Source organism: Microcystis sp. M090S1 (assembly GCF_020246295.1).
Classification (GTDB): Bacteria; Cyanobacteriota; Cyanobacteriia; order Cyanobacteriales; family Microcystaceae; genus Microcystis; species Microcystis aeruginosa.
Genome location: NZ_JADBTF010000238.1, coordinates 1 through 21,961, shown reverse-complemented (window position 1 = coordinate 21,961; position 21,961 = coordinate 1). Strand labels below are relative to the sequence as shown.

The 21,961-nt window shown below is 42.2% G+C and carries 18 protein-coding genes; 12 read left to right on the top strand and 6 right to left on the bottom strand.

Going from position 1 to position 21,961, the window contains the following annotated elements:
- Positions 1-228: 228 nt before the first annotated feature.
- Both recG and IM477_RS10715 read right to left on the bottom strand, forming a co-directional pair.
- The gene (gene recG / locus IM477_RS10720) at positions 229-2,697 is read right to left on the bottom strand and encodes an ATP-dependent DNA helicase RecG (protein ID WP_287731684.1); all 2,469 of its coding nucleotides are present in this window, start codon (positions 2,695-2,697) and stop codon (positions 229-231) included.
- 67 nt (positions 2,698-2,764) lie between these two features.
- On the bottom strand, positions 2,765-3,676 hold the full coding sequence (locus IM477_RS10715) for a hypothetical protein (protein WP_287731683.1): 912 nt from the start codon (positions 3,674-3,676) through the stop codon (positions 2,765-2,767).
- A 246-nt stretch (positions 3,677-3,922) separates the two neighbouring features.
- Between IM477_RS10715 and IM477_RS10710 the strand changes: the two genes are divergently transcribed.
- From IM477_RS10710 to IM477_RS10680, 7 genes are all read left to right on the top strand, one after another.
- A complete protein-coding gene (locus IM477_RS10710) occupies positions 3,923-4,768 on the top strand; it encodes an Rpn family recombination-promoting nuclease/putative transposase (protein ID WP_287731682.1) in 846 nt (281 codons plus the stop codon).
- Between the two features lie 105 nt (positions 4,769-4,873).
- Positions 4,874-5,944, top strand: coding sequence for a hydrogenase expression/formation protein HypE (gene hypE / locus IM477_RS10705; RefSeq protein ID WP_287731681.1), 1,071 nt, complete (start codon positions 4,874-4,876; stop codon positions 5,942-5,944).
- Positions 5,945-6,128: 184 nt separating this feature from the next.
- Positions 6,129-6,473 carry a hydrogenase maturation nickel metallochaperone HypA/HybF gene (locus IM477_RS10700; RefSeq protein ID WP_287629434.1) on the top strand — a complete coding sequence of 115 codons (345 nt, stop codon included), beginning with the start codon at positions 6,129-6,131 and terminating at the stop codon, positions 6,471-6,473.
- Positions 6,464-7,276 carry a hydrogenase nickel incorporation protein HypB gene (hypB, locus tag IM477_RS10695; RefSeq protein ID WP_287731680.1) on the top strand — a complete coding sequence of 271 codons (813 nt, stop codon included), beginning with the start codon at positions 6,464-6,466 and terminating at the stop codon, positions 7,274-7,276. Before IM477_RS10700 ends, hypB begins: the two co-directional genes overlap by 10 nt.
- A gap of 199 nt (positions 7,277-7,475) precedes the next feature.
- The gene (locus IM477_RS10690; protein ID WP_353845540.1) at positions 7,476-7,748 is read left to right on the top strand and encodes a type II toxin-antitoxin system HigB family toxin; all 273 of its coding nucleotides are present in this window, start codon (positions 7,476-7,478) and stop codon (positions 7,746-7,748) included.
- Positions 7,749-7,836: 88 nt separating this feature from the next.
- On the top strand, positions 7,837-8,235 hold the full coding sequence (locus tag IM477_RS10685; RefSeq protein ID WP_287731679.1) for a helix-turn-helix domain-containing protein: 399 nt from the start codon (positions 7,837-7,839) through the stop codon (positions 8,233-8,235).
- 17 nt (positions 8,236-8,252) lie between these two features.
- Positions 8,253-8,423 carry a DNA adenine methylase gene (locus IM477_RS10680; RefSeq protein ID WP_287731678.1) on the top strand — a complete coding sequence of 57 codons (171 nt, stop codon included), beginning with the start codon at positions 8,253-8,255 and terminating at the stop codon, positions 8,421-8,423.
- Between the two features lie 96 nt (positions 8,424-8,519).
- Here IM477_RS10680 and IM477_RS10675 read toward each other — a convergent pair whose 3' ends face one another.
- Positions 8,520-10,610, bottom strand: coding sequence for a PD-(D/E)XK nuclease family protein (locus IM477_RS10675; protein WP_287731677.1), 2,091 nt, complete (start codon positions 10,608-10,610; stop codon positions 8,520-8,522).
- A 78-nt stretch (positions 10,611-10,688) separates the two neighbouring features.
- Here IM477_RS10675 and IM477_RS10670 point away from each other — a divergent pair, with 78 nt between their 5' ends.
- Positions 10,689-12,026 carry a proton extrusion protein PcxA gene (locus IM477_RS10670; RefSeq protein WP_287731676.1) on the top strand — a complete coding sequence of 446 codons (1,338 nt, stop codon included), beginning with the start codon at positions 10,689-10,691 and terminating at the stop codon, positions 12,024-12,026.
- A 35-nt stretch (positions 12,027-12,061) separates the two neighbouring features.
- Here IM477_RS10670 and IM477_RS10665 read toward each other — a convergent pair whose 3' ends face one another.
- Positions 12,062-12,880: an Rpn family recombination-promoting nuclease/putative transposase gene (locus IM477_RS10665; protein WP_287731675.1), complete on the bottom strand. Its 819-nt coding sequence runs from the start codon at positions 12,878-12,880 to the stop codon at positions 12,062-12,064.
- A 36-nt stretch (positions 12,881-12,916) separates the two neighbouring features.
- Entirely contained in the window at positions 12,917-14,224 is a 1,308-nt protein-coding gene (locus IM477_RS10660; protein ID WP_147069490.1) for a hemolysin family protein, read from the bottom strand.
- Between the two features lie 269 nt (positions 14,225-14,493).
- Here IM477_RS10660 and IM477_RS10655 point away from each other — a divergent pair, with 269 nt between their 5' ends.
- Complete coding sequence (locus IM477_RS10655) at positions 14,494-15,978, top strand: polysaccharide deacetylase family protein (RefSeq protein ID WP_287731674.1); 1,485 nt, start codon at positions 14,494-14,496, stop codon at positions 15,976-15,978.
- A gap of 51 nt (positions 15,979-16,029) precedes the next feature.
- Here IM477_RS10655 and IM477_RS10650 read toward each other — a convergent pair whose 3' ends face one another.
- Positions 16,030-16,815, bottom strand: coding sequence for a segregation/condensation protein A (locus IM477_RS10650; RefSeq protein WP_287731673.1), 786 nt, complete (start codon positions 16,813-16,815; stop codon positions 16,030-16,032).
- Positions 16,816-16,866: 51 nt separating this feature from the next.
- Between IM477_RS10650 and pdxH the strand changes: the two genes are divergently transcribed.
- The 3 genes from pdxH to IM477_RS10635 all read left to right on the top strand — a co-directional run.
- Positions 16,867-17,511, top strand: coding sequence for a pyridoxamine 5'-phosphate oxidase (pdxH, locus tag IM477_RS10645; protein ID WP_287731672.1), 645 nt, complete (start codon positions 16,867-16,869; stop codon positions 17,509-17,511).
- A 230-nt stretch (positions 17,512-17,741) separates the two neighbouring features.
- Positions 17,742-18,044: a trypco2 family protein gene (locus tag IM477_RS10640; protein ID WP_046660507.1), complete on the top strand. Its 303-nt coding sequence runs from the start codon at positions 17,742-17,744 to the stop codon at positions 18,042-18,044.
- A 118-nt stretch (positions 18,045-18,162) separates the two neighbouring features.
- Positions 18,163-21,961, top strand: a 3,799-nt coding sequence (locus IM477_RS10635; RefSeq protein WP_287731671.1) for an NB-ARC domain-containing protein, incomplete at its 3' end; no start/stop codon positions are given.

Sequence of the window (21,961 nt, the reverse complement as noted above, 5' to 3'; positions counted from 1 at the left end):
TGCGTGTAAGCATCCCACCGAAAAACTAATGCGCGGGGGGTTTGGGGGCGGCGCCACGCCCCCAACGGGGGGTTTGGGGGGTAGAACCCCCCAAAGGCTTGGATTGAGTGATAAAATCGGAAGTAATAGTAAATCCGTTGAGTATGGGCTATGCAAAACGGAGAATAAATAATCAGTTTTTAATAACTGGATTTAGTATTACTGTTTACTGATCACTGAACATCTAAATCAAGTTAAAATATCCGCTCCCAACATCCGTTGATATTTAGCTTCTAAGGCTTGTTTCAAATTGGGCAAAGTGATTAAATGGGGATCATCTAACATAATTTTTTCGGCGGCATCTCTTGCCAAAACTAACACCTCTTGATCCTCGACTAAACTAGCGAGGGCAAAATCTGGTAAACCCGATTGTCGTTGTCCTAAAACTTCCCCCGGACCGCGAAATCGCATATCCATTTCCGAGATAAAAAAGCCATCTTGGGATTGTTCCAAAACCGTCAATCTTTGACGGGAATTAGCACTATTACTGCCACTTAAAAGTAAACAATAGGATTGATGGGAACCTCTGCCCACGCGCCCCCTTAATTGATGCAATTGTGAAAGACCAAAACGTTCGGCATTTTCAATTAACATCACCGTGGCATTGGGAACATCCACCCCCACTTCGATAACCGTAGTTGAGACAATAATTTGCAGAATATTATCGCGAAAAGCTGTTAAGATTTCCTCTTTTTCGGCGGAACTCATGCGACCATGGAGTAAACCGATATTAAAATTAGGAAAAATCTTTTCTGATAAATTTTGATATTCTTCCACCGCAGCTCTAACATCTAATTTTTCCGATTCTTCAATCAAGGGAAAAATCACATAAGCTTGTCTGCCTTGGGCAATTTCACGCCGAATTAAATCATAGGCAGCCCTTCTTTGATTCCCATTTAAAGCGGTGGTTTGAATCGGTTGTCTGCCGGGGGGTAATTCGTCAATTTGACTCACATCCAAATCCCCATGCAGGGTTAAAGCTAAAGTACGGGGAATCGGTGTTGCTGTCATGGTTAAAACGTGGGGAGACTCTCCTTTGCTTAATAATCTTGCCCTTTGTTGTACCCCAAAGCGATGCTGTTCATCAATAACAACTAAACCTAATTTGCGGAAATTAATTGCATCTTGAATTAGGGCATGAGTTCCCACTAAAAGTGGTAATTCTCCTGTCTCTAATTGGGCGTGAATTTCTCGCCGTTTAGCAGTTTTTGTGGAACCAGTTAATAATTCTACGGGTAAATGTAAGAGATTAAACCAGCTAACTAACTTACGATAATGTTGTTCTGCTAAAACTTCCGTGGGAGCCATTAATGCCGCTTGATAACCAGATTGTAGGGCCGCTAAAATAGCATAAACTCCGACAATTGTTTTGCCAGAACCCACATCCCCCTGCACAAGACGATTCATCGGGGTGCTAGAATCTAAATCCTCTAAAATTTCTTCAATAACTCGTTTTTGAGCATTAGTTAATTGAAAGGGAATTATCTGATTAAATCGATCAATTAGTTGACCCTTAGCACTAAAAACAGCACTTTTCTGTGTCTGACGATACTGTTGCCGCCGCCGCAGAAAACCCAATTGTAAAAAGAAGAATTCATCAAAGACTAATCGCCGTCGCGCTTGACTTAGAATCTCGGCATTATTAGGGAAATGAATGTTAGTAATTGCCGTTTTTAAATCGATTAATCCGTATTGTTTTCTTAGACCGAAAGGCAAGGGATCTTTTATCGCCTCTACTGCCCCAAAAGCGGCGACTACAGCCTTTCTAATTAGGTCGGCGGGTACTCCATCGGTGAGGGGATAAACCGGCAGAATACGCCCGATTTTTAAGGACTCAATACTTGCCCCAGAACTGTCTAATAATTCAAATTCAGGATTTTCTAAAGTTAACCCATATTTACCCGCTTTGACTAAACCACTAACCGCCACCACCGAACCGACGGGATAGAGTTTTTTTTGTCCTTCTTGCCAAGCACGATTAGTATAGCGAGTTCCCGCATAAAAACGGTTTAATTTTATCTGTCCAGTGCGATCCTGTAAGAGCAATTCAAAGATAGCTAACTTGGTATTTTTGGGGCTAGTAAAACAATTACAGCGCTTGACATTCCCCACTAAAGTTACCGTTTCCCCCTCGGTTAAATTAGCGATATTGACTTGACGACTGTAATCAATATGATCCCGGGGATAATAATATAATAAATCTTCAACTTTGTGGAGGTTTAATTTTTCTAAAAGACCAGCTTTTCTCTCTCCCACTTCCGCTAGATATTTCAAGGGTTGTTCGAGGGTAACTTGCCGTGGAGAATTAGCCTTGGCCGTGATGGGAGTGGTATTAATAATTTTCGCCACAGCTGGTTCTTTTGGGGTGGGGGTTGCTTCTAAAGTTTGCCGTAATTGTTGCAAAAAATTGCGAGTTTCGGTGACTAATTGTTGTCTTTGTCTGGGATTAAACTGGGAATATTGGGCAAATTTTTGGGCAAATTCTCGCCAGCGATTTCTCTCACTGGTGGAAATTCCCACGGGAGGATTATCCCCGAAACTAAGACAGAAAAACTCGCTAAAACGGTACTGATTTCCCTGAAGATCGGGATAACCTTTTTCCGCTTCTACAGATAAGGCTTTTTGTAATCTCACCCAGTCGGGTATTTCCCCTTTCATAATTGTCTCTTGACTCCAAATTTCCCGGTATTATGCTTCCCTGATACCCCTGTTTGATTATAACTGATTAATCGTACCAACTACTGCGCCATGCCGCTTCCGCTTGAGCGATAGTATATTCTTTGCGAATACGATGATATTGTTCCCCTAGACGATTTAATTGTTCCCAAAGGGAGCGAATTTGATTTCTTTCGACACTTAAGCGCGTATCAGCAAATTCGAGTTCAGCCATTCGTAGATGAATCGCCGTTACTTTAGTGACTTTGCCACTTGAAAAATCATGCTCATCCCCATCATCTTCATCTTCATCTTCATCTTCATCTTCATCTTTTTCTTCCTCTGGTTCAGGGTTTTTAGCTTCCACTAGAATGTTTAACATATTATTTCCTCCACCTAGGGATTGTCCTTCTTCTCCCGCTTGAATTGCCATATCGATAATTTGACTGGGTAGATGAGGGGGAAGAATATAAGCTTTTTGTAGTTGCTGATTAATTTGTTTAGAGAGATGATTGAGAATCTCGATACAGTTTTTTTCCAGCACTCGACAACAATAAAGTAAAATATCGGGGTTATTAATCTCTCCAGTTGCGGCTAGATTTTCCCGTTTGTCTAGAAAAAGTTTCCAGAAATCTGGGGTGTTAACTGTCTCTGCTGGACTTTTTGGCAATCCTACCCCTGAAAATGCCCCTCGATCGAAGCTCTGCTCGCCCAATTGCTGTAAACTGGCTTTAGTCTCTTGTCCTAGAGCTTTGATCTCCTCTTGTAGTTTCTGACGATTGCTGTGGGAGAGGGCCAGAAATTCCCCCCCATAGTAACGGGTACAGATATAATACACTGCCCCGATCGCCTGTTTATAGAGAGATTCACCGAGTAAATCAAGATAAATTCGGTATTTTTCTCGCATTCTTTCGGCTAAATTTGCCACTTCCGTTTCTATGTTCTTTAAATCTTGTTGTAGCTTGTTCAGTCTTCCAGTCATAGAAATTTTACCGAGGGAGAAGTTAGCGATCGGCGAATTCTATTATAGCGACTCATTGTCAGCTATAGCGCCCTGACATGGGGGAGATGTTTAGACTCGATCGGTTGTCAGTTATTTTAGCTATTAGCTTTTTGCAGACCAGCTTTTAGCATTTGTTTTGGCAAAGATAACTGCTATAATCAGGCTAATTAGTAGGAAAACTCTCTATCTCTATATTTTTGCATAGTTTACACCACAAGTCCGGGCATGAAAACCGACAGTATTTTTTATGATCTTTTTCAATCTTATCCGTCAATTTTCTTTGAATTAATCAACCTTTCCCCCGGAGAAGCCGAGAATTACCGCTTTGATTCCGTCGAAATCAAGCAACTAGCTTTTCGTATTGATGGCGTATTTTTGCCCAATATTACCGATCCTAGCATTCCTATTTATTTCTGCGAGGTGCAATTTCAAGATGATCAGAATTTTTATGGCCGTTTCTTTGCTGAAATCTTCTTATATCTCAGTAAAACTGCTTTTAACAATGATTGGCGCGGGGTGGTCATTTATCCCCATCGTCGGGTAGAATCAGATAAGATTGTACGTTATCAAGACTTATTGACATCTGGGAGAGTGACGCGAATCTATTTAGATGAACTAGATGATATTAATCAAGATTCCCTGGGTATTGCCACCATAAAATTAATTATTGCTAAAGAAAATCAAGCAGTGGCAACAGCCAAACAACTTATTGAACGAGTGCGAACTGAATTTACCCAACCGCAAAACTTCCTACAATTAATAGAAACGATCCTTATTTATAAATTACCACGTCTAAGTCGCCGGGAGATAGAAGCCATGTTTAGTTTAGATGAACTGAAACAAACCCGTTATTTTCAAGACGTTCGAGAAGAAGGTAAACTGGAAGGTAAACTGGAAGGTAAACTGGAAGGTAAACTGGAAGGTAAACTGGAAGGTAAACTGGAAGGTAAACTGGAAGGTAAACTAGAATCTGTGCCGCGTTTATTGGCTTTAGGTTTAACGGTAGAACAAATTGCTCAAGCCTTGGACTTAACTGTAGAAAAAGTGCGAGAAATACCAGAAACCCATTAAGATAATCTAGCAGTAAGCTATGACAGCGTTTCTGATCAAGATAAAGTTTAACCTAATTTGCTATCGACCACCGACTCCCCAAAACGAAAACTTCCTACCTCACCTATGACTAGCACTCCTTCAGCTTCTTTAAAATTTAAAAAAACAAAAATTACCGACACAAATATCACTCTCTCCCATGGCAGCGGTGGCAGAGCAATGCGGGATTTAATTAACGAGATATTCGTTAATAACTTCGATAATAACTTACTGGCACCCCTTGAAGATCAAGCCCGATTTGAGATTAAAGATTTGGCTAAAATAGGCGATCGCTTGGCATTTACCACCGATTCCTATGTGGTTTCTCCCCTATTCTTTCCGGGGGGTGATATTGGCAGTTTAGCAGTCAATGGAACCGTTAATGATTTGGCTGTCGGTGGGGCAATTCCTCTCTATCTCAGTTGTAGTTTTATCCTCGAAGAAGGTTTATCTATCGACACCCTAAAAACCATCGTTACCAGCATGAAAATAGCCGCCGACAAAGCAGCGGTAAAAATCGTCACCGGGGATACAAAAGTCGTTCCCAGGGGACAAGGGGATCAAATATTTATTAATACCTCTGGAGTGGGGGTAATTCCGGCCCGAATCCATTCCAGTGCCAATAATTTACAAGTTGGTGATCGCATTTTGATTAACGGTTTTCTGGGGGATCACGGTGCCGCCATTCTGATTGCCCGGGGCGAATTAGACCTGCAATGCACAATTGAAAGCGATTGTCAAGCACTGAATTCTTTAATTTCTGCAATTCTGGCAGTTTGCCCGGAAGTTAAAGCGATGCGGGATGCCACTAGAGGCGGATTAGCCACGGTTTTAAACGAATTCGCCCAAAGTTCAGGGGTGGGAATACAGGTGCAGGAAACGGCGATCCCCATCCGGGAAGAAGTGCGAGGAATGTGCGAATTATTGGGTTTAGAACCGCTTTATCTAGCAAATGAGGGGAAATTAGTCCTTGTCGTGCCACCAGAGGCGGAAAATCGCGTTTTAGCAGTGATGCGTTCCCATCCTGACGGCAAAAATGCCGCTTGTATCGGGGAAGTCGTCGCTTCTCCCCCCAATTTAGTTTACTTAAAAACCGCTTTCGGCACTAAAAGGATTCTCGATATGTTAGTCGGTGAACAATTACCGAGAATATGTTAATTAGACAGGAGACAGTTTTAAAGGAAAAAGTGAAAACTAAAAAAACAGATAGTTGGAGTTTTGGGGTTTTGGGGTTTTGGGGTTTTGGGGTTTTGGGGTTTTAGTTGAAATTTCCCTGTTCCCTGTTCCCTATTCCCTATTCCCTGTTCCCTGATAACTGATAACTGATAACTGATAACTGAAAATGCACGAACTAGGAATTACCCAAAATATTATTGAACTTGCTTTAGAACACTCGCGAGGAATGAAAGTTAGGCGCGTGGTGTTAGAGATTGGTAAACTAACGGCAATTATGCCAGAATCGATCGCTTTTTGTTTTGATACCTGTTGTCAAGGTACTAATATAGAGGGGGCAATGTTAGAGATTCTGGAAATTTCCGGTTTAGGACAGTGCCAAGATTGCGGAAATGAGCTAGAACTAGAATATCCCTACGGAATCTGCGATCGATGTGGTAGTCGCAATATAGTCATTTTACAGGGTCAAGAATTAAATCTCAAATCGTTGGAGACAGAATCCTTATGTGTGTAACCTGTGGTTGTTCTGATAACTCGGAAGTGACGGTAACTAATCCGCAAACGGGAACCCATGAACATATTTTAGCCGATGGTACTGTTATTAGTCATAGCCATCACGATCACGAGCATGAGCATCCCCATCATCCCGCGGAAATTCACGCTCAAATTCATGGTAGCATTCTCCAAGTTGAGCAAAATCTGCTGGCAAAAAATAATCTGTTAGCGGCACAAAATCGCGGCTGGTTGAAGGGGAGAAAAACTGTTGCCCTTAATCTGGTTTCTTCCCCCGGTTCTGGAAAAACTACCCTTTTAACTCGCACAATTGCCGATTTAAAAACCGCTATTCCTATCAGTGTCATTGAGGGAGATCAAGCAACAGCTAATGATGCCCAAAAAATTAGTGAAACCGGTTGTCAGGTTATCCAAATTAATACCGGAACAGGTTGTCATTTAGAAGCATCAATGGTAGAGAGAGGATTAATCGAACTCGATCCACCGATGAATTCTTTAGTGATGATCGAAAATGTTGGTAATCTAGTTTGTCCTGCTTTATTTGATTTGGGAGAAAATGCCAAAGTCGTCATTCTTTCCGTCACCGAAGGAGAAGATAAACCGATTAAATATCCCTATATGTTCCACGCTTCTCAAGTCATGATCTTGACAAAAATAGACCTACTGCCCTACGTTAATTTTAACCTCGATCGCTGTTTAGATTACGCCTATCAAGTTAATCCCAATCTGAAAGTTTTTCAAGTTTCCGCTACCACTGGAGAAGGTTTAGATGCTTGGTACGGTTGGTTAAAATCGCTGGTTTAAGTTAGCTTAACAAAATTAGAGATTTGTTCAAAATCTATCCTACAGAATCAATAAAGTGGAATACTTCTACTCACTTGTCTACAGGCGATTTTGTCAAAAAAAGTCAAGAAATGTGTACATGAATCCTTGTGGCTTGATAAAATAGTTCTCAAAATGAGAACATAGATGAGTTAACCCCAATGAGGTCTGAATGTAACTAATTTGTACAAATGCTCTAAGAAAGGAGGCAGTAAAACATGGTGATACCGAGCGTGCGATTGAAAGTTGGATTAGAACAGTTGAATCAGCAGAATGGAGTAATATTGAACAAGTTAAGCAAACCTATCGTGCCACAGATTATGTTAAAGGAAAAACGGTTTTTAATATCAAAGGCAATTCCTATCGGTTAATTACTACCATTGATTATTCTTTACAGTTGTTTTTTTACGAAACTATCCTTACTCATGCCGAATATGATAAGTACAAATTTTAGCTATTAGAGGATTAATTAAATCTAATTATCGAGGGTAATTACCCTCGATAAAAAAAACAAAAACTCATCAAACTGACCCCTAAAAAAAATGACCCTAGCACTTGACCAAAATATTTATAATCAACTGTTGACTAAATTTCAACCCAAGATTATTGAAAATGAGGAAGAATATGAGCAAGCTCGTCATCTTCTGCTTAATCTAATTAGTAAACAGGATCGACTACCAGAAGAAACCGCGATGGTTAAATTAATGGCGACAATTATTAAGGATTTTGATGCCAGACAACCTCAACCCGAACCAGCTTCACCGCAGGAAGTATTATTACACTTAATGTCAGCTAACAACATGAAACAAGCTGATTTAGTTGGTAAAATTGGTTCTAAGGGTGTGGTTTCAGAAATTGTTAATGGCAAGCGATCGATTAGTAAAGCTCAAGGGAAAATTTTAGGAGAGATTTTCAATGTTTCCCCCAGTTTATTCATTTAATTCTCTATTAGTTTTTCATGAAAACAACCGTCATTGTTCCCACGATTAAATGTCAAGGTATCAAAAATCAACTGGTATCATTAATCAAAAGTTTAGCGGATCAGCAAAACTGTGAACGCTGGATAGAACCCTTTTGTGGTTCGGAGTTGGTAGTTTTTAATTTACAACCCCAAAAGGCCTTATACTAAATCTAGTTATTAAAAACTGATTATTTATTTCCCCTTTTGCCTATTGCCTATTGCCTTTTGCATCTCCTAACCAAGAAGTTAATTTTGTTCTAGTCCTTAATCATATTCTTTTGCCGCTTGTACTAAGGATAAAAGTTGTCCTGTTTGATCGGTTCCCGATACTCCTAAATCACTGTGACAGAGGATAACTTTTTCGCTTACCCTTGCCAATAAATCCCTTAAAACTCTCTGTAAACGTGCCTGATTTTCCTCTAATTCTGCTTCTGTTGTCCAGCGTTGATAGGGACTTTCTCGCCAAAAAATCGGCGCTGCAAAAAGAGTAGCAGCACCTCCTTGTTCCCAGAGTGGGGAGGAACAATCTAGCCAAAAATGCCAACGATGACTAGAACGAAAAGAACGATATTGAAAGATATTGCCTAGGGTGACTGCTGAGGAAGATTTAATAAATTGTCGCACGGGATAGGGATTAGCAGTAATTGTACCACGGCGCAAAAGTTGGATAAACTGACTAATAGTTTCGCTGGGACTTTGAAAAGAGGGTTCACTCTCACGCAAACGGCGATCAATCTCCCAAAAATGTTGGGCAGTTTCCATTAATTCTCGTAAAGCTGCCAAGTGATCGAAGGGCAAATTTTCCCCATCGTTTAATAATTGTTCGATCGCTTGATTTAAGACAAAAATCGGGAAAAGTTTCGCTTCCTGCTGCCGTTTTTTCATCCCTTCGATCCAGTGACAAATTCTTTCGTAGGCAGTACAAGCTTTTTGTCCTAAGCGATCCCAACGGGGAAAAGTTTCGATCGCTAATAAACGAGGATTTTCCGGATGCACTTGATAACAATGATCGGCAATTAATCCGGCGCGGATTGGATCGATATCGGGAATTAAATTCTCTTCTTCATCCCAGCGATAACGGCTAAAAATCACCAGCATTTCCGCTATGGCCTCTTGGGGGGCTAAACGCCCCAAATTTGCGTAAACAAGGGCGAGAAGGGTCAATAATGCCCGAATCAGAGGACAACTGATCAGGGGTCGTTGTTCGTTGAGGGGTTGAACGGGTATCCCGGCACCGGTTAAAATTTCCATCAGGCTATAACGGGCGATTTCGTCTAAACCGGGGGCAATAACGGCGATTTCTTCGGGTTTTACTGCTCCTTGCTTGACTGCTTGAATAATAGCTGTGGCTGTCTTCCGTAACAATTCGGCGCGAGAGGTGGTTTGCAGGGAGATGAATTGATCGGGAAGATTGCCAAGATAGTTACCGTCGCTGATTAAGGAGAGAACCGTCTCGCTAAACTGAGCAGCTAACCCGTCGGTGGTAGATAATGGCATAATTTGACAGCGTGCCGCTAATTTTTGTAGATAATCGGGATCGGCAGTTAATCCTAAGCGAATTTTTCCCTGGGGATTGTAGGTAAAAACGCTAAAACAATCATGATCGAGGAAAAAACTGAGTAAATCCTTGGCAATAGCCGGATAATCGTCCACATCGTCCGCAAAAACTCCCCGGAAGCGTTTTAATAGTTGCTGCTGATAACGACTATCAGGAAATAAATAGCGCCAATAGAGTTCGTAGATGATACCATAACTTAATAAACCACGTTCTAGAGACCAATCACGCCATTGAATGATTAATTCTCCCACTTTTTCTGGTGTTTCCTGCTCATTAATCGCTAAAACTCGTTTTAAATCTGTTTCTGATAATCCGTCGGCTAATCTTTCGGGTATCTTTTCTGCGGGAACACCACTAGCGCCGGCTAATTGTAACAAATCGAGAACTTGACGGACAAAACGATATTCATTTATGCTAGTAGGCTGGAAGAATTCAGCGATCGCTGGTTGCCAGAGACGGGTGGCGAGTTCCTGTTCCGTTTCTGGGCGTAATCGGCGGGGAAATTGCGCTTTTAGCTCCAAAAACTCGAAAATTAACGGCCAAAACAGGATGACTTCATCGGTGAGAAAACCTAAAGGGGTTTTGCAGAGAATCGGATAGCTACCCCTAACAGCAATGGCTAATCGATCGGCTAATTCTCGTTTGTTATCATCGTTGGCAGCGAAAACTAAGATCGATCGGGAAAGGGGCGATGATTTCGGTCGATCGCGAGACACCCAGCGCCGAAATTCCCCGACTAAAGCGGTGGTTTTTCCCGATCGAGTCCCACCTTCGATCCAAATTGGTATGATTGACATCGTTTTTTCTGGATTGTATTTGTTAAGATGACTGATCGGTACTCTAGCTTTTCTCCCTTGTGGAAGTAATTGTTTCCTATGAATCTTAATCGGATTTTGCAAGGTGTTAATCAATGGTTATTACAAACTCCTGAACGTTCTTTAGATGAGGCGTATCATGCAGCTTTGAAGATTAAGGAGATAGAAGACAAGCATTTTCAAGGGCGAAAAGTGGCAGCGGAGTTCTCGAATTATGGCAGTACCACTAATTCCTATTTTATCGCAGAAGTTAAAGGTTATCTGCAAAAAATTAAAGTCAGATTGACGGAGTTTAAAGCTAGTCGCTCGATCGTTAATACCTTCGGACCAAATCAACCGACAATTAATAATGGGGTGATTACTGTCACCACAGATGTTTGTCTGAAAAAACTTCAGTTTATCGATAGTGTTATCGGAAAATATCAAGGTAATTATTGGCAAGAAGATATTCAAGATGGTCCCAAAAGTCTCCAGAACAGAAATTTTGAGCAGGAAACAGACAAAAATAAGACTTCCAGAAATCGCTCTTTTTTAGCGGCGGGTAGTCTTGAAGATGAGGAAATGATCAAAAGTAATAAATCCCAAAAAGCTACGGAAAAACCGGGAGTTTTACCCCGTTCTTTTGTCAATACTTTTAATCGCATTAAGCAGGAAATCGATCCCCAAGCGGAGGAATCGGAGGAGGCAGTTTTAAAAAGATTTCGCAATTCTCGTTATAAAACAGCCATTTCTCTCAAGTTTATTTTACTGTTAATTATTGTTCCTTTATTAACCCAGCAATTAACCAAAACTTTCCTGATCACCCCCTTGGTTAATAAATATTTCCAACAACAGGAACAGTTTATTTTTATCAATCAGGATCTAGAAGAAGAAGCTTTTTCGGAATTGAGAAGATTTGAGGAAGCTTTACATTTTCGAGGTATGATTGGTTTAGCACCCAAATTATCTAACGAAGAAATCGAGGGAGAAATTACTAAAAAAGCGGCGGTACTAAGTGAAGAATTTCGCCAACGAGGTTTAAATGCGATCGCTAATATTTTCGCCGATATTTGTTCCCTGATTGCCTTTGGTTTTGTTATCGCTTTTAGTCGTCGGGAAATCGAGATTGTCAAGTCTTTTCTGGATGGCATTCTCTATAATCTTAGCGATTCAGCTAAAGCTTTTTTAATTATTCTCTTTACCGATATATTTGTCGGTTTCCACTCTCCCCACGGTTGGGAAGTGATCCTAGAAGGGTTAAGTCGTCATTTCGGTTTACCGGAAAATCGCGAGTTTAATTTTCTCTTTATCGCCACTTTTCCCGTTATCTTGGATACAGTCTTAAAATATTGGATTTTCCGTTATCTCAATCGCATTTCTCCCTCGGCAGTGGCTACCTATCGTAATATGAATGAATAGGGTAAAGTCAGGGAGAAACCTAATAATTTATCCTTCTAATTTGGGGGGGATAATTTGGCCGCTGTCTCTTGTACTTTGGTAAGTTCTAATTGCAAAGCAGTGGCAATCTGTTCTATACTTAAACCTAAAGCTAGTAAACCAGCGATCGCTTCAGTTTTAGCTTCTTCACGACCTTCTTCACGACCTTCTTCACGACCTTCTTGTTTAGCTTCTTGATAAAGTCGAGTCTGTCTGAGATCATCTAATCCGAACATAGCTTCTAACTCCGCACGACTAAGATTAGTAAATTTATAGGCTAAGGTTCTTTCAATTAATTCTACAACTTTTTGCTGGAAAACTAGATCATCAATTTCAGCGATCGCTTTTTCTAAAAGTGGTTTTCCTCGTTGCTGTGCTAATTGGGGTGTAGCGACAATTAACTGAATAATTCCTAAACCCAGAGACGGCTCCGGATTATCGATTAATTCATCTAAATAAATAGGTCTGATCTGTCCCGTTATCTCAAATCCCCGTAGTTGATAGGGAAAATTATTGTCGATATCCCTGGAGGCAAATAAAGCTACAGCTATCCAATCCTGAACGGGTTTATACTGATTGAGATAGATGACAATTTCTGTTAAAAATCGCCAATAAAAATCACTTTTATCCTGAAATTGCACTTCAACAAAGTAAATAATTAGTTCCGGTGCTGCTGTGGTCGGTAAAAAAATACCGTCAAAACGACGCGCTAATTCTTTGATTTCTCGGGAGGAGAATTGATAATTTTCAGCTTTCTGGGTTGACTCTCCCAGTAATTCAAAAATTAACCCCGGAAAGGTTTGCAAGAGTTGATAAAAAATTGTATCGGTCTTCACAAGCTTGAAAAAATCTAGATGTTTACTAACAATTACTTACAAATCATCCAACAAGAGCGTGACTAACACCTTATCGACGCGATTACCGTCCATATCCACCACTTCCAAGCGCAACCTTTGCCATTCAAAATGATCGGCAGCTCCCGGAATCCTGCCAAGATGGGTAATAATAAAACCACCTAAAGTGTGATAATTGCCCTGTTTTTCCCCAGGTAATTCACTGATTTCAAATAATTCTTTAAAATCTTCGATCGCCACTGTCCCATCGATCAACCAAGAACCATCTTCCCGCTGCACGATCTGAGCATCTTCAATATTATCTAATTGGGGTAAATCGCCGACAATTGCCTCTAAAATATCCTTGCGCGTCACCAATCCTTGAATCACACCGTACTCATCCACTACCAAGGCAATATGATGACCACTTTGCTGCACCAATTCTAACACCTTTAAACCCCTAGTGCTTTCCGGCACAAAAAGCGGCTGTTGTAAATCCTTCGTCAGGTCGAAACTTTCACCGGTTAAACAATCTGCCAATAAGTCTGTGACTTCGATTACCCCCAAAACCTCATCTAAACTGCCCTGACACACAGGAAAACGGTTATGATTGCTCTCAATTAGCTTCTGGCGGTTAATTTCGGCACTATCTTCCAAATCTAGCCAAATAATATCTGGGCGCGTGGTCATAATCTGGCTTACTCGGCGATCGCCCAATCCTAACACCCTTTCCACCATATCCTGTTCTGCTTCCTCAAAGGTTCCCGCTGCGGTTCCCTGTTTAAGCATAATTTTCAATTCTTCTTCCGTAATTGGGGAATCATTGTTATTAGTATTAATCCCCAACAAACCGAGAATCAGATTAGTCGATTGACTCAAAAGATGGACAATGGGCGAAACAATTTTCGATAGCTTATCGAGAGGATCAGCAACGAGGATAGCGATTTTTTCAGGATTACTTAAACCTAACCGTTTCGGCACTAATTCCCCCACCACTAGGGATAGATAGGTAATAATTAACACCACTAATCCTAATCCCAAAGCTTGACTGTAGGGGGCTAAAACGGGAACTTGCGCCAATAATTGCGCCACACTGACCGATAAATTCGCTCCTCCGTAGGCCCCGGCAAAGATTCCCACTAGGGTAATGCCAATCTGCACCGTCGATAAAATTTGATTGGGATCATTGGCCAATTTTAAGGCCACCGCCGCCCTTCGATCATCTCTGGCTAATTGTTCTAAACGGACTTTGCGCGCCGAGACAATGGCAATTTCGGAGAGGGCAAAGACTCCATTGAGGAGGATGAGGAAGAGGATAACAAGAATTTCGGTAGTCGCCGAGAACATGGTTAAAAGTTACAGGTAAAAGGGCGGATAGTTGTTTGGATCATAGTGCGAGGATCGGTTAAGTTCAGTAAAGAATCATCTTGATTTTTAACGAGTTACGAAGGCTTGTGTCTGGAGAGGGGGTACTCTCAGTATAAATGGGATAGGATAAAGTTCGCGCTCTTAGCTCAGTTAGCAGTGAACAGTCAAGAGTGACCTGTTGCCAGTAAAAAAAAGTTGTCCCTGGGAGAGTGGGGACAAACTATCTCAATCTATTCGCCTGAAAAATTATGATCGCTACACCCGTATCATCGAAATCGAACCCTATCACGGAAATCCGCCCCGGACTACCGACTATTTGCGGTTGGGAACAGGAAATCGCAGCGATTGTTAATCACGATGATCCGATCTTTTTACCGACAACAAATCTCCAATTAGACAATATTAAGGCTGGTTTTGCCTGTGCCTTGCATATGCACCAACCCACCATCCCCGCGGGTGTTAACGGTGAATTAATCTGCAATCTCCAGCATATGTTCGAGAATCAGGGGGATGGTGATAACCATAATGCCAGCGTTTTTGCCTGGTGTTACAGTCGCATGGGCGATTTTATCCCGGAATTGGTGGCGGAAGGCTGTAATCCCCGGATTATGCTCGATTATTCCGGCAATCTCCTCTGGGGTTTGGTACAGATGGGACGGCAGGATATCCTCGATAAACTCAAATTAATCACCTGTAACAGTCAATATCAACCCTATGTGGAATGGTTGGGGACGATGTGGAGTCATGCGGTGGCTCCTTCCACACCGATTCCCGATCTAAAATTACAGATGCAAGCATGGCAAACCTATTTTGCCTCGATTTTTGGCCCCGATGCCCTGAAACGAGTCAAAGGGTTCTCTCCCCCGGAAATGCACCTTCCTAACCATCCTGATACCCTCTACGAGTATATTAAAGCCCTGAAAGAATGCGGCTATCGTTGGTTATTGGTACAGGAACACTCGGTGGAAAATCTCGACGGTTCGGGATTGAGTCAGGAACAAAAATATATTCCTAATCGCTTGGTGGCGCGCAATTCTCGGGGTGAAGTGATTGCGATTACTGCTTTGATTAAAACCCAGGGTTCCGACACCAAATTAGTCGCCCAAATGCAACCCTACCACGAGGCCAAATGCCGCGGTAAACAGCAAATCGGCGGCGTTTGGGTTCCTTCCCTAGGTTCCCAGATTGCCGACGGTGAAAATGGTGGCGTGATGATGAATGAATTTCCTCGCGATTTTCCCAATCCTTGGCGGGAAATGCAGGGGGGTTCCAGTGTGGCAGGATTTAACGGCACGGAATATCTGGAGTTAATCGAGGCCGCTGGCGTTAATCCCCAAGATTATCCCCCAATTCAAGCCGTACACCAGCATAAAATCTGGCAGCGAGTTAATCCGGATGCCGCTACCCCAGAAGCAGTGGAACAGGCGATCGCTGAGTTAAAACAGTCCGACCACCGTTTTACCATGGATGGGGCATCTTGGACCAATGATCTCAGTTGGGTGCGCGGTTACGAAAATGTCCTCGAACCGATGAACCAATTAAGCGCTAAATTCCACGAGAAATATGATCCTTTAGTACAGGCGGATCCTAGCTTCACCCGACGGCCCGATTATCTGGAGGCACTGCTTTATAATTTGCTCGTGCAAACCAGTTGTTTCCGTTATTGGGGCCAGGGTACTTGGACCGATTATGCCCGCACTTTGTACGAAAGAGGCGCGGCCTTAACCCGCTAAGATAGTAAGGTATCTAGGGCGCAGATTCTGCGCCCTAGTAGTATAAATATACTAGCAAGGGATGTTCGCCGATGAAGTAATTAAAGAAATACTCAAATCCTGATAAAAATCCTCTTGTTTTAATTCCACTTTTGATTGAGAAGCCAGTAAAAGTAAAGCCCAAAAAATCGCCACCTTTTCCTGTGTTGCCGAGTGACTAGAGGGCTTTTCTGCTTGCCATAAATCTAATAAATACTCAAACTCTATCTCCTTTTTCTCCAATTGAAAAAACTTTCTCTGCAAAAAAAAGTCCAGTTCCGCTGCCAATTCCGTCAGGTTTTCTTGGTGGGCCAATTCCGTGATAATTTGTACCGCTTCCCGTCGGGATTGGGGCCGGGGTTTCGGGACAACTACAGGCAGTTTCGGTAAAGCTTCAATCTCTAGGGCAATCTGTTGTAATTGAGTGATTAACTCCTGCAAAGTTACCCGTCTTTTTCGCGGTGGTGGGGCAGCAGTACGACGGCGAATATGATTTTCTAGATAACGGGGTAAAGTTCTTAATTCCCGTTCTAACTCGCTAATTTCCTCATCAATCAGACTTTCTTCTTGCTGGTCAAAAGACAATCTTTCTAGGGTATCAGCCTTAAATAAAACTAACATAGAAGCCCATAAAAAAGCCTGTCCCGATTGGGGTAAATTAGCTTGGGCCATGGCTAAATCTAGATCATTTAATAACCCCAATTCTGCCAAAAAGCGATCGATCACATCGATAACCTGCACATCCCAGGGGTCAATTTCTCCCTGTTCCGCCATTTCTAAAAGAGAGGCGATCGCATCACTGGCCGAGGTGATAGTCATGATTGTAGAATCTTGTAGGATCTCAAAGGATAAAATTTAGCAAGCAAAACCATGGACATATCGATCGCTGACCTGCGCTTGGACTACAATCTTGAAGAATTGCTAGAGTCAGAAACATCTGCCGATCCTTTCATTGTATTTAAACAATGGCTAGAACGGGCGGTATCTTCGGGAAGATTGGAACCCAACGCTATGACTTTAGCCACTATTTCCCCGGAGGGTAAACCCCGGGCCCGCATGGTACTTTTAAAAGACTTCGATCCTCGCGGTTTTGTTCTCTTTACCAACTACCACAGCGCCAAGGGACAGGAATTAATCGCTAATCCCAATGCAGCCCTAGTGTTTTGGTGGGGAGAATTGCAACGGCAAATTAGGATTGAGGGAACTGTAGAAAAAATCAGCGAGGAGGAATCGGATAATTACTTTTTTGTCCGTCCCTGGGAATCTCGTTTAGGGGCCTGGGCCTCCAATCAAAGTGAAGTGATTTCGGGGCGTGATATCCTCGAAAAACGCCTTGCAGAACTAAAAGAAGAATATGCGGGTCGTGAAGTTCCCCGTCCTCCTCATTGGGGCGGTTTTCGCCTAATTCCTAGTTTAATCGAGTTCTGGCAAGGTCGCCCCAGTCGTCTTCACGATCGTCTCTGTTATTATCGTCAAGAAGATGGTACTTGGCAAAGGCAACGTTTAGCCCCTTAGTTTGATCTTGACACCTTGTATTGGCAAAATAGCTCGATGCTAATTCAATTTGTCATTTTAGTCTTGAGATAATATTAGGTCGATGTCTTTTCCCAACCCGCGCTTTCCTTAGCGATCGGGTTGGGCTATTATGTCATTTGGGAAAGGCAATCCGTCCGCCCTAAAGTTTCAGAAAAACGATAGAATTGAAAGGGTTTTTGTCTGCATCCTTCAAAAATAACTAGAGAATTATGGACATCAATAAAGTTGGACTTCGAGAAACCTTAGAAGCATTGCGGGTTGAACTGAGTAAATCTATTTTAGCCTCTGAGGGTGAGCAGATTCGCTTTGAAGTGGGTGAAATTGAATTAGAGGTTCAATTTGTGGTTGAGCAGTCGAAAGAAGGCAAAGGTGGGCTGAAATTTTGGGTAGTAGAAATGGGTGGGGGTGTCACCAATAAAGATACGATAACCCATAGAATTAAAATTCCCCTTAAACCCATTGGGAAAGATGGAGGACCTATCAAGACAGCAAGTGATGATATTCCCGATTAGAATTTTATACCCCTAGGGACGCAATGCTTGCCCCCAAAGCAGTTAATTTGTAGGATGGGTTAGCGAAGCGTAACCCATCGCCATCCCAGAAGAATAGGTTACATCAATCCGATAAGTTATGCCCCAATTCCAACCCGATCGCGCTTTAGAAATTGTTGCCCCTAAATACGGCACTGCCTATCAAATTGGGGGACGTTTACTCTTAACTTGTCGGCATCTATTTGATAATAGTAACGACTGTAAAGTACGAATTAGATCAGCATCAGACTATTCTGATAAGCAGGATATAGACGCTAAAGTAATTTGGAAAGCACCGGATAATATAGATATAGCTTTAGTTGAATTACCAGAAACTATCGAAACTTGTGATCCTGTAGACTTTGGGTTGTTACCTGATGCGAGTAGCACCCAAAAAGTTGAATTTGAATTTTTGGGATTTCCTCTATTTTTACGGTATTCTGAAGATGAGATAAAATACGCCACAGGGTTACATATTGAGGGAACTATTGATGTGGCTAATCGTGTTCCTCATAACCGTTTGTTATTAAATATTAAAGATAGTCAAGACATACAACCCACAGATGAACAATTAGAAAGATTAGCAGAAGATCAGTCACCTTGGCAGGGAACATCGGGATCAGCAATTGTTTGTAATGGGTTAGTGATTGGGGTACAATCTAAACAGCCAATTAGAGATCGTCCAGCATCTTTAGAAGCTGAATCTTTGGCAAGAGTTTATGACAATCCCGAATGGTGTGAGATATTAGAAAACCATGATATTGATCCTGAACCTAAACCCGTTATATCCGCTTCTTTAAAATCTTCTTCCTATCGCAATCAAGCTCCTCCTAAACCGAGTTATTTTGTCGAACGTCCAGAGGTTAGTATTGAGTTAAAAAAACTTTTATTGTCAGAAATAACGGAAAAAACGGGAACTTTAGTTATTAGTGCGATTTATGGATTAGGAGGGATTGGTAAATCCACTTTAGCGGCGGCATTAGCACAAGAAAAAGAGGTTCAAGCTTTTTTTCCTGATGGGATATTCTGGGCAACTTTAGGACAACAACCAGATATTTTATCCTTTCTTCATGGCTGGATTCAAGCTTTAGGAGATTATAATTTTAAGCCGACGGGTATTGATGCGGCATCCTTACACTTGAGGACTTTATTGGCAGATAAAAAGACTTTATTAGTAGTAGATGATCTCTGGAATGTGGAAGATATTGATCCTTTTAGAGTAGCAGTAAATCACTGTAAATTATTAGTAACCACTAGGGAAGTTCCCGTTAAAGGGGCAATTCGTTATGATTTGGATGTGATGACGGAAAGCCAATCTTTAGCCTTATTAACGGGTTATTTAAAGCATGAATTAAATTTAGCAGATCAGAAACAAGCCAAAATATTAGCCAAAATTGTCGGTTATTTACCCTTAGCTTTGGAGTTAACGGCGGCACAAATTGAAGATGGGATTCCTTGGGCTGAATTAATCGAAGATTTACGGGCAGAAATCGCTCATTTAGAAATTTTAGATCGCTTGGAAGCTGGAGATACTGCCAATGAAGAAAAACGAAAACATTATAGTTTAATTGCTTGCTTTAATCTCAGTTTAAAGCGATTAAATGGGCAAAGATTGAGACAATTTAGCTGGTTAGGGGTGTTACCCGATGATGTTACCATTACGGAAAAAATGGCGGCGACTTTATGGGATTGTCAGGTTAGAGAAGCGAGACAAACTTTAAGATATTTACGGGGTAAGGCTTTATTATTAACGGGGGTTTCCAGTGAACTATTAACGAGTTATCGCGTCCATGATTTGTTACATGATTTAGCCCGAAATCTGATCCTAGCGTCTCCTCATCCTGAAACGGATTATCAATTACCGGGGTTAGGGTTATCAATGGCTGAGGCACATCAACAGCTTTTACAACGGTATCAAAAACAGATTAAGAGATCCCCCCTAACCCCCCTTGAAAAGGGGGGAAAAGAGGTGGAAGTCCCCCTTGAAAAGGAGAGATCCCCCCTAACCCCCCTTGAAAAGGGGGGAAAAGAGGTGGAAGTCCCCCTTAGTAAGGGGGATTTAGGGGGATCAAACTGGCACAGTTTAGAGGATGATGGCTACATTTATAATCAATTGCTCTGGCATTTGGAAAAAGCGGGACAGATAGCCCAGATTCATCTATTACTGAGGGAAGAAACCGCAGAAGGTCATAATGGTTGGTATAGTCAATGTGAAAGGGAAGGGAAAACGGCAATTTTTATTAAGGATGTTTCACGGGCGTGGCAACTGGCGGAGGAGCATTTTATTGAGAATCCTACTAAGTCTATTGGGTTACAGGTTCGTTATGCTTTAATCACCACTTCTCTTAATAGTTTGGCGACTAATATTCCACCAGAATTAATTGCGGCACTGATTAAACATGAAATCTGGACACCTGCTCAGGGTTTGGCTTATGTACGGCAAAATCAGGATGATTTTGGGAGAGCCGAAGGATTAAAAGCAATTAGTCCCTATCTTACTTCTACTTTGTTACCCGAAGCCTTAGAAATTGCCAAAGGGTTTGGGTCTGAACACGACCGTGAATGGGCATTGATCGGGTTAGCTCCCTATTTACCAGAAATCTTACCTGAAGCCTTCGCCATTGCCAGAGCTATTAGGGATGAATCCCGCCGTGCAGAGGCATTGACCGGGTTAGCCCCCCATTTACCGGAAAGTTTGTTATTCGAAGCCTTAGCCGTTGCCAGAGCTATTAGGGATGAATCCCGCCGTGCAGAGGCATTGACAGGGTTAGCCCCCCATTTACCGGAAAGTTTGTTATACGAAGCCTTAGCCGTTGCCAGAGCTATTGGGGATGAATACAACCGTGCATTAGCATTGACAGGGTTAGCTTTCTATGTACCTACAGTGTTACCCGAAGCCTTAGCCGTTGACAGAGCCATTTGGTCTGAATCCGGCCGTGCATTACGTGCATTAGCATTGACAGGGTTAGCTCCCCATTTACCGGAAAGTTTGTTATTCGAAGCCTTAGCCGTTGCCAGAAGGATTGGGGATGCAAAGGCATTGACAGGGTTAGCTCCCCATTTACCGGAAAGTTTGTTACCGGAAGCCTTAGAAGTTGCCAGAGGGATTGAGAATGAATACAACCGTGCATTAGCATTGACAGGGTTAGCTCCCCATTTCCCTGAAGTGTTACCCGAAGCCTTAGCAGTTGTCAGAGGGATTGGGAAGGATATTTCACTGGTGTGGCAATTGAATGAATACAAGCTTGCAGAGGCATTGACAGGGTTAGCTCCCCATTTACCGGAAAGTTTGTTACCCGAAGCTTTAGAAATTGCCAGAGGGATTGGGAATGAACATTACCGTGCAAGGGCATTGACAGAGTTAGCTCCCCATTTACCGGAAAGTTTATTATCCGAAGTCTTAGAAGTTGCCAGAGCCATTGGGGATGAATACAACCGTGCAAAGGCATTGACCGGGTTAGCTCCCTATTTACCTGAAGTGTTACCCGAAGCCTTAGAAGTTGCTAGAAGGATTGGGTCTGAAGAATACCGTGCAGAGGCATTGACCGGGTTAGCTCCCCATTTACCAGAAGTGTTACCCGAAGTCTTAGAAATTGCTAGAGCAATTGGGGATGAATCTGACCGTGCAAGGGCATTGACCGGGTTAGCGCCCCATTTACCGGAAAGTTTGTTACCCGCAGCCTTAGAAATTGTCAGAGGGATTGGGTATGAAGACTACCGTGCAGAGGTATTGACCGGGTTAGCTCCCTATTTACCGGAAAGTTTGTTACCCGAAGCTTTAGAAATTGCCAGAGCCATTAGGGATGAATACTACCGTGCAAGGGCATTGACCGGGTTAGCTCCCTATTTACCGGAAGTGTTACCCGAAGCATTAGAAGTTGCCAAAGGGATTGGGTATA